12 protein-coding genes and 1 pseudogene are annotated in these 15,016 nt (G+C 72.3%); 11 read left to right on the forward strand and 2 right to left on the reverse strand.

Features of this window, described 5'->3' with window-relative positions; translation table 11 throughout:
* Window positions 1-12: 12 nt before the first annotated feature.
* Window positions 13-396: a hypothetical protein gene (locus tag AB0K34_RS17080; protein WP_240807598.1), complete on the reverse strand. Its 384-nt coding sequence runs from the start codon at window positions 394-396 to the stop codon at window positions 13-15.
* A 203-nt stretch (window positions 397-599) separates the two neighbouring features.
* Between AB0K34_RS17080 and AB0K34_RS17085 the strand changes: the two genes are divergently transcribed.
* The 3 genes and pseudogenes from AB0K34_RS17085 to mptB form a co-directional block, all read left to right on the forward strand.
* Window positions 600-935, forward strand: coding sequence for an STAS domain-containing protein (locus AB0K34_RS17085; protein WP_138636689.1), 336 nt, complete (start codon window positions 600-602; stop codon window positions 933-935).
* Between the two features lie 175 nt (window positions 936-1,110).
* Window positions 1,111-1,854: a glycosyltransferase family 2 protein gene (locus tag AB0K34_RS17090; protein ID WP_364549567.1), complete on the forward strand. Its 744-nt coding sequence runs from the start codon at window positions 1,111-1,113 to the stop codon at window positions 1,852-1,854.
* Window positions 1,855-2,150: 296 nt separating this feature from the next.
* A pseudogene (mptB, locus tag AB0K34_RS17095) lies at window positions 2,151-2,555 on the forward strand (polyprenol phosphomannose-dependent alpha 1,6 mannosyltransferase MptB); the annotation flags it as partial.
* 637 nt (window positions 2,556-3,192) lie between these two features.
* On the opposite strand, the gene AB0K34_RS17100 reads toward mptB, so the two are convergent.
* A complete protein-coding gene (locus AB0K34_RS17100) occupies window positions 3,193-5,436 on the reverse strand; it encodes a hypothetical protein (protein ID WP_364549570.1) in 2,244 nt (747 codons plus the stop codon).
* A gap of 54 nt (window positions 5,437-5,490) precedes the next feature.
* Between AB0K34_RS17100 and AB0K34_RS17105 the strand changes: the two genes are divergently transcribed.
* The 8 genes from AB0K34_RS17105 to AB0K34_RS17140 all read left to right on the forward strand — a co-directional run bounded on the left by AB0K34_RS17105 (window position 5,491) and on the right by AB0K34_RS17140 (window position 15,016).
* Complete coding sequence (locus AB0K34_RS17105) at window positions 5,491-6,795, forward strand: glycosyltransferase 87 family protein (RefSeq protein WP_364549573.1); 1,305 nt, start codon at window positions 5,491-5,493, stop codon at window positions 6,793-6,795.
* Window positions 6,795-7,250 carry a DUF4446 family protein gene (locus AB0K34_RS17110; RefSeq protein ID WP_138636692.1) on the forward strand — a complete coding sequence of 152 codons (456 nt, stop codon included), beginning with the start codon at window positions 6,795-6,797 and terminating at the stop codon, window positions 7,248-7,250. Before AB0K34_RS17105 ends, AB0K34_RS17110 begins: the two co-directional genes overlap by 1 nt.
* A gap of 112 nt (window positions 7,251-7,362) precedes the next feature.
* On the forward strand, window positions 7,363-8,304 hold the full coding sequence (pheA, locus tag AB0K34_RS17115; protein WP_364549576.1) for a prephenate dehydratase: 942 nt from the start codon (window positions 7,363-7,365) through the stop codon (window positions 8,302-8,304).
* A gap of 58 nt (window positions 8,305-8,362) precedes the next feature.
* Entirely contained in the window at window positions 8,363-9,076 is a 714-nt protein-coding gene (locus AB0K34_RS17120; protein ID WP_364549579.1) for a DsbA family oxidoreductase, read from the forward strand.
* Between the two features lie 110 nt (window positions 9,077-9,186).
* Window positions 9,187-10,821 (forward strand): hypothetical protein, encoded by a 1,635-nt coding sequence (locus AB0K34_RS17125; RefSeq protein WP_364549582.1) that lies wholly within the window; start codon window positions 9,187-9,189, stop codon window positions 10,819-10,821.
* Window positions 10,822-10,906: 85 nt separating this feature from the next.
* Entirely contained in the window at window positions 10,907-12,517 is a 1,611-nt protein-coding gene (locus AB0K34_RS17130) for a hypothetical protein (RefSeq protein ID WP_364549583.1), read from the forward strand.
* Window positions 12,518-12,557: 40 nt separating this feature from the next.
* Entirely contained in the window at window positions 12,558-14,195 is a 1,638-nt protein-coding gene (locus AB0K34_RS17135; protein ID WP_364549586.1) for a hypothetical protein, read from the forward strand.
* A 14-nt stretch (window positions 14,196-14,209) separates the two neighbouring features.
* Window positions 14,210-15,016 carry a class I SAM-dependent methyltransferase gene (locus AB0K34_RS17140; RefSeq protein ID WP_364549589.1) on the forward strand — a complete coding sequence of 269 codons (807 nt, stop codon included), beginning with the start codon at window positions 14,210-14,212 and terminating at the stop codon, window positions 15,014-15,016.

Genomic DNA, 15,016 nt, shown 5'->3' on the forward strand with positions numbered 1-15,016 from the left:
CGCCCGGCGGCCTCAGGTCTCCAGGGTCTCGGCGATCGTGCGGAAGGTGGGGCAGGGCCAGCGGGACATGCAGGCCCGGCAGCGGCGGATGGGCCGGTCGGGGTCGCTGGTGATGCCGCCGGACTCCTGCGGGCGGTGCAGGTCGAGGAGCCGGACGCCGAGGTCGGCGAACGCGATGACCTCCTCCCGGGCGCCGGCGAGGAAGGCGAGGTCCTCGCGGGACAGGCGCGTCCGGACGGGGACGAAGCCGTTCCGGTTCACCAGGCGGGACAGCAGCTGGGTGGACGTCCGCCACGAGCTGGACTTCGCCGAGCGGGTCCGGATCGCCTCCAGGCGTTCGCGGAGCCGGGTCTCTCTCGGATCGGCCTTCGGTTGCACCCGCTCAGCCTCTCTCACTCCGGCCTCCCGTGAGGGGGGAACCGGGGAGATGGTCCGGGCGTGATCGCGCCGCAGGAACGCCGAAACCAGGACATCACGGTACGTAGTAACCAAAGCGTGCGGGGCTGGCAAGGCGGCGACACGCCCAGGAAACACCCACCGCACAGGGGACTTGGCGAACTGCCTGGCCCACCGGCCGTTCCCGAGATAGTGTGCCGAACGTGGAGCTAAATGTCTCGACCGCGTCTCAAGGAGGTCACGCCGTCGTCACGGCGACCGGCGAGCTGGACCTGTACACCGCGCCCAGGCTGCAGGCGGCCCTCGCGGGGCTGCTCCGCGAGGAGGTCACCCGCGTCGTGGTCGACCTGAGCGGCGTCGAGTTCTGCGACTCGACCGGCATGAACGTGCTGCTCTCGGCGATGAAGCGGCTCAAGGAGCAGGGCGGCGCGCTGGAACTCGCCGCCCCGCGCCCGGCCGTCCAGCGGATCCTGCAGGTCACCGGGCTCGACACCGTCTTCACCGTGACGAAGGCCGCGCCGGTGCTGGACGCCGGCTGACCCGTCCGAACCATCCGGCCCGGCCGTCCCGGCCGGCCGTCCCACCGTCCGACCAACCGTCCTTCGAGCGGAGGCGGCCTGCCGGGTGAACCCCGGGGGTCGCCGCGTCGGCGCGCGGGTAACGGTTCGCGGCGCCTTGCCGCCGCCCGCGCCGCCACCCGACTACCATCGCGATATGCAGGACGTAGCGGTGATCATCCCGGCCAAGGACGAAGCCGACCGCATCGCGGCCACCGTCAAGGCCGCCCAGGAGCTGCCCGGCACCGACCTCGTGGTGGTGGTCGACGACGGGTCGTCCGACGGCACCGGCCGGGTCGCGCGCGACGCCGGGGCCCGGGTCGTGCGGCACAGCCGCAACCGCGGCAAGGGCGCCGCGATGGAGACCGGCGCCGAGGCGGCGCGGCTGCTCGACGGAGTCGACGCCGGGGGCCGCGACCAGCCCCGCCACCTGCTGTTCCTCGACGCCGACCTCGCCGAGACCGCCCGCGAGGCCGCGCCGCTCGTCGAGCCCGTCCGGGCCGGCGACGCCGACATGACGATCGCGGTGTTCACCACGACGGTGAAGCTCGGCGGCCACGGCTTCGTGGTGCGGCTGTCCCGCGAGGGCATCCGCCGCGCCACCGGCTGGGAGCCCGACGCCCCCCTCAACGGCCAGCGCTGCCTGACCCGCGCCGCGTTCGACGCCGCGCTGCCGCTCGCCCCCGGGTTCGGCGTGGAGACGGCCCTCACCATCGACCTGCTGCGGCAGGGCTTCCGGGTGCGGGAGGTGGAGGTGCCGCTCGCGCACCGCGCCACCGGCACCGACTGGCGCGCGCAGCTGCACCGCGGCCGGCAGTTCCGGGACGTCGCGCGGGCGCTCGCGAGCCGCGACCCGGCGGTGGCGCGGCGGCTGGACCGGCTGCGCGGCAGCCGCCCGTGACCCGTCTCGGGACGGGCGGGCTGTGGGGCATCGGGGCCGGCATCGCCTGCTTCCTCGGCACCGCCCTGCTGGGCCCGTCGGTGTTCGAGCCGGAACTGGAGGGCCGCCCGGGGCAGCCGCCGTGGGCGCTGGACGTCCACCCGTCGCCGTACCTGGTGATCGGCCTGGTCGTCGCGGGGATCGTGGCGAGCACCGCGGGCCTCGCGCTGTGCTTCGCCGCCGTCCGCAGGGGCTGGCGGGTGCGGGCGCTGCCGCTGGTCGCCGCCGGGCTGCTGGCGGCGGTCGCGTTCATGTGCATGCCGCCGGTCGGCTCCACCGACCATCTGAACTACGCGTCCTACGGGCGGATGGCGGCGACCGGCCACGACCCGTACGCGACGAGCGCCGAGGACCTGTCGCGCGACCCGGTCGCCGGGGCCCCCGAGGAGTGGCGGACGACGCCGTCGGTGTACGGGCCCATCGCGACCGGTGAGCAGGCGCTCGCCGCGTGGATCGGCGACGGCTCCGTCCGGCTGACGGTGTTCGTCATGTCGGTGGTGAACGTGCTCGCGTTCGCGGTGACGGCGCTGGTCCTCTACCGGGCGTCCAAGACCGAGGAGCGGCGGCTCCGCACCGCGCTGCTGTGGACCTGCAACCCGCTCGTGCTGTTCCACCTGGTCGCGGGCGCGCACAACGACGTCCTCGCGATCGCGCCGATGGTGGCCGCGCTCGCCGTGTTCGGGCCGCGGGCCGGATGGGCGCGGTCGCTGGCCGCCGGCGCCCTCGCCGGGGCCGGCGCGGCGATCAAGCTGCCCGCCGCGCTCGTCGCCGGCGGGCCCGCCTGGGCGCTGCTCCGCTCGGCGCGGACCGGGCACCGGTGGCGCCCGCTCGGCCGCCTCGCCGCGCTGACCTGCGGTGCCGCGGCGGTCACCGTGGTCTCCTACGCCCTCGCCGGGCCGCACTCCCTCGACCAGGTCCGCGAGGCGAGCGACATGGTGTCGTTCGCGACGCCCTGGCACCTGCTGGACGAGTCGCTCGGGCGCGGCTCCCAGCGCGACATCATCAAGACGGGCGCGATGCTGCTCGGCCTGGCGCTGTTCGTGCTGCTCATCCGGGCCCTGCCCAAGGAGGGCGTGGAGCAGGACCGGCGCGTCGCCGCCGCCCTCGTCCTCGCGTGGCTGCTCGTGGCGCCCTACGCGCTGCCCTGGTACGACGGGTTCGGCTGGGCGGTCCTCGCGCTGCTCCCCTGGACCCGGATCGACTGGATCCTGCTGGCCCACACCGCGGCGCTCAGCCTCGCCTACCTGCCGGCCCGCGCCCCCGCCCGCATCCGGCTCCCGGACGACCTGGAGTGGCTGTTCACCGTCGTTCGGCCGACCGTGGTCCCGTGGACGCTTCTGGCGATTCTGGCCGCGCTGGTGGCGGCGTGTCTGCGTTCCTCAGATCGACCTCCAGTGAGCGGAGCCCGGCCGCGAGCATCAGCGGGGTCGCCAGGCTGAACGCCACCGACAGGATCACCACGCCGGAGTCGTTCACCAGCGTCCCGACGACGCCGATGGTCAGCGCGCAGATCAGCGCCGGGCGCATCGACCGGCTCTGCTTGTAGGCGCCCCTCAGCAGCGACACCCGCCACCGCGTCGGCCGCGCCAGCACGAAGAACAGGAACACGACGGCGGCGGCGATCGCGAGCGTGTACGGCCAGTACCCGAGGCTGTTCAGCATCGCGTTGAACTTGCGGGTGACGATGCCCCACGCGTCCCCGTCCATCAGGTCCTGCCAGAACCGGCCGAGGTGCGTCGGGTTGGCGCTCTGCGCGTTCAGGTAGGAGATGAACAGCACGATCGCCGCGCCGGCCGCGAAGAACGCGCCGAGCAGCGGCGCCGACACGCGCCGCCCGGTGACCATCAGCCCGAGCATCGCGAACGCGGGGACGATCGCGAGCACGCCGCCGAAGTCGCTGCCGAACGCGGGCAGGCCGTCCACCAGCACTGCGGCCACCCCGAGCACGGCGACGATCGCGACCGCGACGAGCTTGCGGCCCTGCCGCAGCGGGTACTCCGTCAGCCACGCCGCCGTTAGGATCGCGGCGACGGCGAACAGCGAGAACGCCTGGTTGCCGAAGCCGTAGAACCGGCCGGCGACCAGCGCGGTGTACCCCATCAGGGTGTTGAGCTGGAGGTTCGACCCGGTCATCACGTCCAGCGCGAGGACGGCCGCGGTCACCCCGGTGATGATCAGCGCGGGGGTCACCACGGAGCGCCGCCACGGGCCGGCCAGCGCCACGCCCGTCAGCAGCCCCGCGAAGCCGAGCACGGTGCAGATCAGCACCGGGGTCGGATGGTCGGCCCGCCACCACGGCAGCAGCCCGGCGAGGAACGACGCGCCCGGCACGGCCCCGCCCAGCAGCGCTATCACCCGGGTGCCGCCCAGTATCCGCGCCCGGGACCGGCGGTCGCCGCCGAGGCGCCGCAGCGCCACCACCGCGACCCCGTACAGGACGAGCTGCGTCGCGAACAGCACCCAGTAGAACGACGTCTGCACGTTGCGGATCGCCTGGGCGGCGACGTCCTCGTCCTCCAGCGCGTCGATCCGGTCCTGCGTGGACGCCTTCGACGGCTGCGACTTCCACGCCGACCCGACGGCCTGCTTCGGCTGCGGCAGCCCGAGCAGCTTCATCGTGGTCGCGGTGAGGTCGGTCAGCGTGACCAGGCCCTCCTGGCGGGTGGCGCTGGACGTCATGAAGCCCGGCCCGTACCCGTCGCCCTTCGCGACGGCGACGCGCAGGTGCGGGTTGACGCCGGTGTCCGACAGGCCCGCCAGCAGGATGGTCGTGCCCTGCGGGACGCCCTTGACGACCTGCGCGACCCGGCGGTCGGCAGCGGCGGCGGCGTCGGCGCGCTTGGCCTCCGACAGCGGGATCTGGTCGCCCTTCGGGTCGACGCCCGCGTCGATGTAGCCGCGGAACAGGTCGTCCACGTCGACCGCGGCGAGCGGGCAGCGCACCCAGTCGGCGGCGGTGACCTTGTCGGGGGACGCGACGTAGCGGTCCACGCGGCCGCCGCCGTCGCCGGCGCCGAACACCGCGCCGGGCCCGACCGCGAGCGTGCAGCCGCCCGCCTTGTGGACGGCGTCGCCGAGCAGCCCGATCTCGGCGTGGTAGTTGGTGCCCGCGTTGTCGCTCTTGATGGCCGGCCAGCCGGCGGCGATCGCGCCCCCGGCGGGCGGCGGGCCGGTGGGGGAGGGCTGCCCCGGCAGGATCGGCGCGGCGGGCAGCGCGCAGTCGCCGTGCGGCAGCCGGGACCGCTGCCCGGCCGACAGCGTCAGCCAGCCGTCCGTGGGGCAGGTGTTGACCCGCGTCGTCCGGACGCTGAGGCCCGCGGCGGACCCGTCGCCCGTGAGCTCCCACAGCGCCGGCGTGTTCTCCCGGGTGACGTCGCTCCACATGAGCCCGGGGACGCCGACGATCACGACCCGCCCGGTGGCGGCGCCCGCGCCGGCGCCGGGCGGGTCGTCGGCGAACGCGGGGGACCAGCCGAGGATCGCGGTCAGCACCGTCCCGAGGGTCGCGAGGAACACGGCGATCTTGGTCCCCCGGCGCATCATGGCGTCAAGGCTACAAGAGCACTAGTACCGCATTGGGGCCATATCCTGCGGGCTGTGGACGGTCCCAGGGCGCATCAGGTCGGCGGCGGGCGGGTCCGGCGGTCGCGCCTGCCCTTTCTCCTCGCCGGTATCGCCGTCGCCGTGATCGCGGTCGTCCCGATCGCGTCCCGGTGGCTCACCAACCCGCCCGACCAGCGGCTCGTCGACCTGGAGGTGTACCGGGAGGGCGGCCTGGCCGTGCTGCGGGGGGCGCCGCTGTACGAGTTCCTCACCCAGCCGCCGCAACTGCTGCCGTTCACCTACCCGCCGTTCGCCGCCGCGCTCGCCGTGCCGTTCACCCTGCTGTCCTGGCCGGTCGCGCAGTGGACCTGGGTCGTGCTGATCTACGTCGCGCTGGCGATCGTGGTGTGGTTCGCGTTCCGCGACCTCATCCGCCGGACCGGGCGCTGGGCGCCGCTCACCGCCGGCGTCCTGTTCGCCGCGATGGCCTGGCTCGACCCCGTCCGCGACCAGGTCCGGTTCGGGCAGGTCGGGCTGTTCCTGCTCGCGATGTGCCTCGCCGACTGCTGCGCCCGCACGCCCCGCTGGCCGCGCGGCGCGCTGGTCGGGCTGGCCGTCGCGATCAAGCTGGTGCCGGGCGTCTTCCTCATCTACTTCCTGCTCACCGGGCGGCGGGACGCGCTGGTCAACGCGGTGCTGACCGCCGCCGCCGCGACCCTCGGCGGGTTCATGCTGCTGCCCGCCGACTCGTCCGCCTACTGGTTCGGGGCGCTGCTCCAGGGCGGCGACCGGACGGGCGCGGTCGACGGCACCACCAACCAGGCGGTGCAGGGGATCGTCGCGCGGATCTTCGACGAGGGCCCGGTCCGGACGGCGGTGTGGCTCGTGCTGGCCCTGGCCGTCGCCTACGCCGGCTTCCGGTGGGCCCGCCGCGCCACCCTGGCCGCCGACGAGCTGACCGGGTCGGACGCCTCCAGCCTACTGCTCGCCGGCGTCGCGATCACCGGGCTGCTGTCGGTGATGCTGTCCCCGGTGGGATGGATCCACCACCTTGTCTGGATGATCGCGGTCATTGGGGCTTTGGCCGGTGATGGACGGGACACGCGAAGATGTCTGTTCGCGGGGGCCGTGTGGCTGCTGTTCCTGTGGCCGCTCCCCTGGTGGGGACGTGCGTGGATCGGCCCGGAACACTCCGTCATAGCGGAATTCGCAGGCCAGGTCCTGCGGGATTCGTTCGGGATCGCGGCGCTCGCCGCCATGGCGCTGCTCGGCGGCTGGCTGGTGAACCGGCTGAAACCGGACGCCGGCCGGGAGGATCCTTCGCAACCGGAGGTCGAGGTGGGTACGCTCGCCCCGTGATGCTAGTCGCGGTGGCCGTCGCGGGCCTGGTCGCCGGTGTTGCGGGCCTCTCCATCGCGGTGGTCGCGCACAACCGGGTCAACCAGGTCGTCGACGAGTGCGGGGAAATGCTCAGGCGCCAGCTCCAGGTCGCCAGCGGATCGGTGGACGAGCGCGCGCTGCGCGACCTCGCCATCGTCCACTACGACGCACTGAAGGAGATGTCCGGGCACCGGTCGTTCTCCCTCGCGCTGATCAACGCGGTCGGCGACGGCGTCGTCGTCAGCTCCATCAACGGGCGCACCGAGACCCGCACCTACGCCAAGGTCGTGCAGGCCGGGCACCCGGTGGAGATGCTGTCCCCTGAGGAGAGCCACGCCCTGCGCGCGGCCCGGCTCGGCAAGGGCCCGGTCGTCTCGATGGACGACCCGCTGCCCGACTTCGGCGGCGGCGAGCGCACCTCGGCCCGCGCCTGACGCTCCGGGCTCCGCCCACCTGACGCTCCAGGCTCCGCCCGCCGGGAAGTAGACTCGGGTATCTCGCCTCACGTCAGAGGCACTCCACCACACCGTTCGCCCCGGGGGACCCGTGACCGCAGACGACAGGACAGCGCGCTACGCCTACCTGGGTCCGCAGGGCACGTTCACCGAGGCGGCGCTGCTCACCCTCCCCGGCGCCGCCAACGCCGAGCACCTCCCGTACGCGACCGTCCCGGCCGTCCTGGAGGCGCTGCGCAGCGGCGAGGCCGACACGGCGGTCGTCGCGCTGGAGAACTCCGTCGAGGGCTCCGTCCCCACCACGCTGGACGAGCTGGCCACCGGCGAGCCCCTGCAGATCGTCGGCGAGGTCCATCTGCCGGTGTCGTTCGCGCTGCTGGTGCGGCCCGGCACCGCGCTCGACGACATCAAGACGGTCGCGTCGCATCCGATCGCGCAGCCGCAGTGCCGCCGCTGGCTGCTGGAGAACGTCCCGGACGCCGAGTGGCGCGCCGCCACGTCCAACGCCGAGGCCGCCCAGCACGTCGCCGACGGCCACTACGACGCGGCGCTCGCCGGCTCGTTCGCCGCGGCCCGCTACGGCCTGTCCGTCCTCGCCGAGGACATCCACGACGTCGCCGACGCCGTCACCCGCTTCGTCGTCCTGCACCGCCCGTGCCCGCCGCCCGCCGCGACCGGCACCGACAAGACGACCGTCGTCGCCTTCATCGGCGAGGACCACCCGGGCGCCCTGCTGGAGATCCTCACCGAGTTCTCCATGCGCGGCATCAACCTGACGCTGATCCAGTCGCGCCCGACCGGCGCCGGCCTCGGCTCCTACCTGTTCTGGATGGACTTCGAGGGCCATGTCTCCGACGCCCGCGTCGGCGAGGCCCTGATGGGGCTGCGCCGCGTCTGCGCCGACCTCCGCTTCGTCGGCTCCTACCCGCGCGCCGACAGCGTCCGCCCCGAGATCCGGCGCGGCACCCACGACGCCGACTTCACCGAGGCCGCCGACTGGCTGACCTCGATCCGCACCGGCCGGCAGAGCTGAAACAGATTCGGTCCTCCGCGTGTTGCTAGCGGGTGACTCCTAATCGAAGGGTTGCCCCGTGCGCGTTGAGATCTGGTCCGATGTCGTCTGCCCCTGGTGCTACATCGGCAAGCGGCATTTCGAGAAGGCCCTGGAAGGGTTCGAGCACCGCGACCACGTAGAGGTGGTGCACCGCTCGTTCCAGCTCGACCCGACCTTCCCGCCCGGGGAGACCGTCGAGGTGGCCGACATGCTGGCGGAGAAGTACGGCATGACGCGCGAGCAGGCCGTCGAGATGAACCGGCACATGGAGGAGCGCGCCGCGGCGGCGGGCCTGGAGTACCACCTGGAAGGCGGCCGCGCGGGCAACACCGTGGACGCGCACCGGCTCGTCCACCTCGCGGCGAAGCAGGGCATCCAGGACGAGGTCGTCGAGGCCCTCTACAAGGCGCACTTCACCGACCGCCGCTCGGTGTTCGACCGCGACTCCCTCGTCCAGGTCGTCGCGGAGGCGGGCCTGGACGCCGACGCCGCTCGCGAGGCGCTCGCCTCCGGCGCGTTCACCGCCGACGTGGAGGCCGACCAGCGCGAGGCCGCCGCCCTCGGCGCGACCGGCGTCCCGTTCTTCGTCCTCGACCGCCGCTACGGCGTCTCCGGCGCCCAGCCGCCCGAAGCGTTCACCGAGGCCCTCAACCGCGCCTGGACGGACGCCAACCCCGCCCTCACCACCATCGGCGGCGACGCGGAAGCCTGCACCGACGACACCTGCGCCGTCCCGCCGCACCGGCACTGACCCCGCACGGCGCCTCCGTGATCATTCTGTGCCCGAAATATCGGATTTCGAGGTAAACCACCCGAATGTGAAGTGCGTCTCCTCCATGCACCCTTGTTCATGGAGGCCCCGTGCGCCGACTGCTCGCCCTGGTCGCGATCCTGACCACCGTCCTCTCCTTGGCCGCCGTTCCTGCGGCGGCCGCCGCCTACCCGGTGCTGCGCTCGGTCACGGTCCTCTCGCCCGGAGCGACGACCCGGCTGGAGGTGTCCGCGACCTCCGAGACCGACATCTCCAAGGTGCGCGTCCTCGTCCACCCCGTGGGCGGCGACTCGTCCACCGCGGTGGACGACTTCGAGCTCGTCGAGGGCTCCGCCAAGGACGGCGTGTGGCGCACGAAGTCCGCTCTCACCGTCGGCGAGGGCCGCTGGGGGGTCGACGTCGAGCTGACGAACGCCGACCGGACGCTCGTGTACAACGACAGGGCCGTCATCGAGAACGGCGCCGACACCGTCCTCACCGAGGTCGAGATCGGGCCGACCACGATCGATGTGGAGAACACGCGCGGCACGTTCAAGGGGCGGCTGCTGTCCAAGGCCGCCGACGGAAGCCTGCAACCGGTGGCGAACGCGACGCTGCGCCTGACGAGGCCCGACGGTGAGATCGCCACCGCCGTCACCGGCGCGGACGGCCGCGCCGCCGGGACCACGGAGTTCACCAAGACGGGCGACGCCGTCCTGGCCTTCAGCGGCGATGCCGCCTACCGCCCCGTGAAGAGCGCGGCGACGCGCATCACCAAGCAGCGCCTCAAGACCCGCCTCAGCTTCTCCATGCCGGACCGCCTCATCGTCGGTGACAAGGTCACCGTGAGCGGCCGCCTGGAACGGCTGAGCCGCGACGGCGTCTGGGGCCCGCTGGCCGGTAAGGAGCTGGACCTCCAGTTCGACCTGGCGACCGGCGGCGACTGGCACACCATCGCCACGCCGACCACGGACGCCAACGGGAACTACAGCGTCCAAGTCACCATCACCGCCGACGGCGCGTGGACCATTGATTTCGCCAACGATCCCGCCAATCTGCCGGACGACTACTACGGCTACGAGCTGTCCTACGCCGGTACCAACGTGCGCATGGTCGCGTACCGGACGTCCATGACCGGCTTCAACCCCGCCCCCGAGCCCGTCGCGCTGGACAGGAAGCTGACGGGAAGCGGCACCATCATGCGCAAGATGGCCGACGGCACATGGACTCCGGCCCCGGCCATCGGGACCGTGGTGCTGCAGTTCTCCCCCGACGGCAAGTCCTGGACCAACAAGGCCACCCAGGTGTTCGACGGGGACGGCAGCTTCCACTTCGAGGTCCCGCCGGTGCGCGACGGGTACTGGCGCGCGGTCGTCCCCGCCGGGGGCTACACCGAGCCCTACACGAGCTGGGCCGACTACATCGACGTCAAGTACCGGACCTACATGACGAGCTTCAACGCCTCGCCGGAGCCGGTGAGCAAGGGGAAGACCATTACGGTCAAGGGCCTTCTCTACCGTTACCGGCCCGCGTCGAGTGTGGCGCCGGGGGCGGAGATCTCCGTCTACTTCAAGGCGGCCGGCACGTCCACGTGGAAGTGGATGGCCGACACCAAGACGGGAAGCGACGGCTGGTTCCGGAAGACGTTCACCGCGTCCAAGGACGGCACCTGGATGGCCAAGTACCCGGGAAGCAGCACTTACCTCGCCTCGAACGCGCCCACCGACTACGTGGACGTGCGCTGACCTAGGCCGCATGGGTGGGGACCGGCGCGGGCGGCGCCGGTCCCCACCGCTCGGCACCTGCTTATCTCTTTTCCTTGGAGACCCTGTGCGTCGAAGTTCTGCCCTCTTCGCGGCCGCCGCACTCGCGGCATCGGCCCTGCTCGTCCCCGCGACCGCCGCGCAGGCGGACGCGACGGGCGTCATGCTCACGCTGGACTTCGACCGGCTGGCCAAGGACCGCGTCGTGAAGCTCACGATGAAGGCGAAGTCGGAGAGCGGCGTCACCAGCGTGCGCGCGAAGATGCACTACCAGAGCCTCGACGCGGAGCCGTACGCCACGGTCGACCTCACGCTGACCGAGGGAACCGAGCACGACGGCGTCTGGACGGCGGCCTTCCGCTCCGACATCGAGGCCCGCCCCGGCACGACCCGTGTGGAGGTGCTCGTCGCCACGGCCGACGGCGCCACCGTCACGCGGTACAGCCAGTTCTACGACTGCTACATGACGACCATCGCCGACTTGACGAACTCGCCGGACGTCATCGACTTCGAGCATTCCGACGTGACGATGCGCGGCAGGGTCCTGGTCCAGAAGTACCGCGAGGCCGCGCCGGAACCGGCGCGGGGCGCGAAGGTCAGCGCACAGTACGGGGACGATTCCACGACAACGGGTGAGGACGGTTCGTTCACCCTGAGCACGAGAGGCGACACCGCTCCCACCGTGCAGCTCATCTCGCAGGGGCAGCTCTGCGGGACGCATCGGGCCGCCCCGATCACCGTCGAGAAGCAGGCCACGCAGATCACCGCGAAGATCATGCCGGCGTCGACGGTGGCGCCGTTCACGGACATGACGGTGGAGGGAAAGGTCGTCCGGCTGAGCCCTGCCGGACCCGTGCCCGTTGCCGACGGCGAGGTCCGCGTCGAGGTGCCCGCCGAAGTGGCCTTCTCCTTCCCCCGTGGGGTGCGGACGGAGGCGGACGGCACGTTCCGGACCACCTTCAAGGCCGGCCGGAACGAGGGGGCGTCGGCCACTGTGGTCGCTCGCTACATGGGCGGCGGGTTCTTCGCTCCCTCAGAGGTCGGCCTCGGTGCGCTCAATGTCCGCAACATGCTGCAACTCAGCGGATTCAACCCGGGCCCGGAGCCCTTCCCCTATGGCAATCTGATGAGCGTGAGCGGCAGGCTGAATTCCCGCGCCACCGACACGGATCTGCCGGTGTACCTGGAGTTCTCCCCGGACGGCAGGACATGGACGGTCTTCCAGAATTGGACGCTGGCCGGACCGGGCGACTTCTACTTCATCGCCGACAAGCCCGTGAAGCAGGACGGCTACTGGCGCCTTCGCTACCCGGGCAGCGCGCAGAACGCGCCCCTGATCAGCTGGGTCGACTACATCGACGTCAAGTACCGAACGAACATGTACAACTTCAACGCCTCGCCGGAGCCGGTGAGCAAGGGGAAGACCATTACGGTCAAGGGCCTTCTGTACCGTTACCGGCCCGCGTCGAGTGTGGCGCCGGGCGCGAAGATCTCCGTCTACTTCAAGGCCAGTGGCACGTCCACGTGGAAGTGGATGGCCGACACCAAGACGGGAAGCGACGGCTGGTTCAAGAAGACGTTCACGGCGTCCAAGGACGGCACGTGGATGGCGAAGTACGCGGGGAGCGGCACCTACATCGCATCCAACGCGCCCACCGACTACGTCGACGTGCGCTGAGGCCGGGCCCCCGATGACAACTACTGATCTTGGAGGCGCGGTGCGCCGACTGCTCGCCTTGGTCACGGCCGTCGTCGTGACGCTCTCCCTCGCCGCCGCCCCCGCGGCCGCGGGGGCGTACCTGCGGGTGCGGGAGACCCGCGTCCTGTCGCCCGGCGGGACGACGAAGATCGAGGTCGCGGCCGACTCGTCCGTCGACATCACGAAGGTGCGCGCCGTCGTGCGGCCGTACTCCGGCGGCACCGCGGAGCCGCTCACCGTGGACGACTTCGAACTCGTCGAGGGCACCGCCGCGAACGGCGTGTGGCGGACGAGGTCCGCGGTCGCGGTCGAGCAGGGCCGCTGGTGGGTCGACGTCGAGCTGGCCAACGCGGACGTGACGACCGTGTTCCGGCAGCGCGCCACCATCGACAACGGCCTCGACACGGTGATCACCGACTTCGACGTCACGCCGCGGATCGTCGACGTCGAGCACCCCGAGGTCGCCTTCGGCGGCCGGCTGATGAGCCGTGGCGCCGACGGGGCACTCGCCCCCGTGGAGGGCGCCACCCTGCGTCTCAACGGCGCGGCCGGGCCGGCGCCCACGGTGGTCACCGGGGCGGACGGCCGGGTGCAGGGGACCGGCGACGTCGTCACGACGGCCGACGCGCAGCTCACCTACGGCGGCGGGTTCCTGTACCGGCCCGCGAAGAGCGCGGAGATCCCGATCGCGAAGGTGCGCCTCCAAACCCGCCTCTCGCTGGCCATGCCCGCCCGCCTCATCGTGGGCGACCAGGTCACCGTGACCGGGCGGCTGGAGCGCAGGGACCGCGCCGGCGTCTGGGCGCCGCTCGCGGGCAAGCAGCTCAGCCTGAGCTTCAACGCGACGAAGAGCGGCGACTGGAGCGTCGTCGGCAGGCCCGTGACCGGCGCCGACGGCGGTTACACGGCGAAGGTCACCGTGACGGAGCCCGGTGCCTGGAGCGTCACCTTCGCCAACGAGCCGCAGACCCTTCCCGACGACTACTACGGCTACTTGATGTCGAGCGCGTACACGACCAACCGGCCCGTCGCGTACCGGACGTCCGTCACCGGCTTCAACGCGGCGCCCGAGCCGGTCGGCCGGGGCAACATGGTCACGGGGAGCGGGCGCGTGATGAACCGGCTGGCCGACGGCCGCTGGGTCGGCGCGGCCTCGAACGCGACCGCGCAACTCCAGTTCTCCACCGACCGGAAGAAGTGGAGCACCAAGGCCGCCGTGGGGGTGAACGGCGACGGCACGTTCCGCTTCGAGGGGCGCGCGGACCGGGACGGGTACTGGCGCGCGGTGGTCCCGCGCGGGGACTACGCCGAGCCGTCCGTCGGCGGAACCGACTACGTGGACGTCCGCTACCGGACGAAGATCCTCGACTTCAACGCGGCTCCGGAGCCGGTGCGGAAGGGCGGCACCGTCACCGTGATGGGGGCCCTCTACCGGGAGACCGACCGGTGGAAGCCCTACGGCTCGAAGACGATCGCGTTCTACTTCCTGCCGAAGGGGTCGTCCAAGTGGACGTACATGGGGTCCCAGAAGGCCGACAAGTACGGCCGCTTCCGTAAGGGGTTCAAGGCGACCAAGGACGGCACCTGGCGCGCTTACACCTCGGCGACGTCCAGTTACATCAAGACGTATCGGGACGACTACGTGGACGTGCGCTGACGTAGGCTGCCCTGGTGGCCAAGGACTTCGATCTTTACGAGCGGGAACTGTGGGCCGGGCGGGGCCCCGCGTACGAGCGGGGCTTCGCCCGGCTCACCCGTTACCTGGCCGGTCCGCTGCTCGACGCGGCCGGGGTGACCGGCGGGACGCGGTTCCTCGACGTCGGGACGGGCCCCGGGTTCGTCGCGCTGGAGGCGACCCGGCGGGGCGCCGAGGTGTCGGCGGTGGACGCCGAGGCGAGCATGGCGGAGGCGGCAGGGCGGAACGTCCCCGGGCTGGACGTGCGGGTCGCCGTCCTGCCGGACGTGCCGTTCGCCGACGGGACGTTCGACGCGGTCGCCGGCAACTGCGTCATCAACCACGTGAGCGACCCAGGCGTTGCGATCGCCGAGCTGCGGCGGGTGCTGCGGCCGGGCGGGCGGCTCGCGCTGAGCTGCTGGGTGATGCCTGGCAGCGGGGCCCTCGGCATCGTCCGGGAGGCGATCGAGCAGGCCGGGGTGCCGTGGCCGGACGACATCCCGCAGTCGCCGTTCATGGAGTACGGGGAGGCGGCGCCGTTCCGGCGGCTGGTCACGGAGGCCGGCATCGCCGAGGTCGCGGTCGAGGAGGTGACCTGGGAGCACGTCGTCGACCCCGAGGAGTGGTGGGAGACGGGCGCGCTGTCCGGGGTCGGCACCAACGGCGTCATCGTCGGGCGGCAGGACGCGGAGACCGTCGCCCGGATCAAGGACGCCTACGACACGATCATCGCCGACTACGGGGTGGACGGCGGCAAGGTCGCGCTGCCCGCGCACGCCCTGCTCGCGAGCGGCGTCCGGTAG

The sequence above is a fragment of the Actinomadura sp. NPDC049382 genome, from assembly GCF_040677125.1.
In the GTDB taxonomy this organism is placed as follows: domain Bacteria; phylum Actinomycetota; class Actinomycetes; order Streptosporangiales; family Streptosporangiaceae; genus Spirillospora; species Spirillospora geliboluensis.